This is a genomic window from Pseudomonas sp. Fl5BN2 (assembly GCF_009908205.1).
Lineage (GTDB): Bacteria > Pseudomonadota > Gammaproteobacteria > Pseudomonadales > Pseudomonadaceae > Aquipseudomonas.
This window is the reverse complement of sequence record NZ_JAAARL010000062.1, coordinates 1-461: the sequence shown is the minus strand read 5'-3', so window position 1 is coordinate 461 and position 461 is coordinate 1. Positions and strand designations below refer to the sequence as shown.

Here is a 461-nt window from a genome sequence, read left to right as displayed (position 1 = left end):
CTTGCTGATGGCCCCGTGCGAGCAAAGGAGATAAAGGCCGACGCAGATGGAGCCGGGTTTGCGTGGAGAACGATGCAGCGCGCCAGTTCCAATCTCGGAGTCGAAAAGCGAAAGCTCGGCGTGAAAGAGGGGTGGGAATGGGCACTTCCGAAGGCGCCAACTCCCGAAGGTGCCACGAAGATTCCCGCTCTCCGTAGCTTGGCGCCTTCGGCATCAGTTGGCGCCTTCAGCGCCGACAAGGGTTTGCGGGCGGTCAATTCAAGCGCGTTTCCCGAAGGCGCCAACGCTGAGGGACTGACGCCTTCGGCGGATTCTTCGCAATCCAAGCCGGTTTCCGGCGATGACGAGGCTGGAGGTGAGCTATGAGCCCCTTCGAATTGTGGTGTGAGTGTCGGCGTCTCTCCGTACGCCTGACGGTCCACGGCGACCGTCTGCGGTACAAGGGCCCCGAGGATGCAGTC

1 pseudogene is annotated in these 461 nt (G+C 62.0%); it reads left to right on the top strand.

Annotation, left to right across the window (positions count from 1 at the left end):
• A pseudogene (locus GV819_RS33045) lies at positions 1–366 on the top strand (hypothetical protein); the annotation flags it as partial.
• Between the last annotated feature and the right edge of the window lie 95 nt (positions 367–461).